This window comes from Flammeovirga aprica JL-4, from assembly GCF_012844305.1.
In the GTDB taxonomy this organism is placed as follows: domain Bacteria; phylum Bacteroidota; class Bacteroidia; order Cytophagales; family Flammeovirgaceae; genus Flammeovirga; species Flammeovirga aprica.
In genome coordinates, this window is sequence record NZ_JABANE010000415.1 from 1 (window position 1) to 560 (window position 560).

Annotated in this window: 1 pseudogene; it reads left to right on the forward strand. The window is 47.5% G+C overall.

Annotation, left to right across the window (positions count from 1 at the left end):
• Positions 1 to 560: pseudogene (locus tag HHU12_RS34680) on the forward strand (IS110-like element IS4321 family transposase); the annotation flags it as partial.

Genomic DNA, 560 nt, shown 5'->3' on the forward strand with positions numbered 1-560 from the left:
CCAAAGCTAATCGAATTTCTGGCGACATGCCCGGCAACAACCATCGCGATGGAAGCCTGTGGCGGTTCTCACTTTATGGCACGCAAGCTGGAAGAGTTAGGGCATTTTCCAAAGCTGATATCACCGCAATTTGTCCGCCCATTCGTTAAAAGCAACAAAAATGACTTCGTTGATGCTGAAGCTATCTGTGAAGCAGCATCACGTCCATCTATGCGTTTCGTGCAGCCCAGAACCGAATCTCAGCAGGCAATGCGAGCTCTGCATCGTGTCCGTGAATCCCTGGTTCAGGATAAGGTGAAAACAACTAATCAGATGCATGCTTTTCTGCTGGAATTTGGTATCAGCGTTCCGCGAGGTGCTGCCGTTATTAGTCGACTGAGTACCCTTCTTGAGGACAGTAGTTTGCCTCTTTATCTCAGCCAGTTACTGCTGAAATTACAACAGCATTATCACTATCTTGTTGAGCAGATTAAAGATCTGGAATCTCAGTTGAAACGAAAGTTGGACGAAGATGAGGTTGGACAGCGCTTGCTGAGTATTCCCTGCGTTGGAACGCTGAC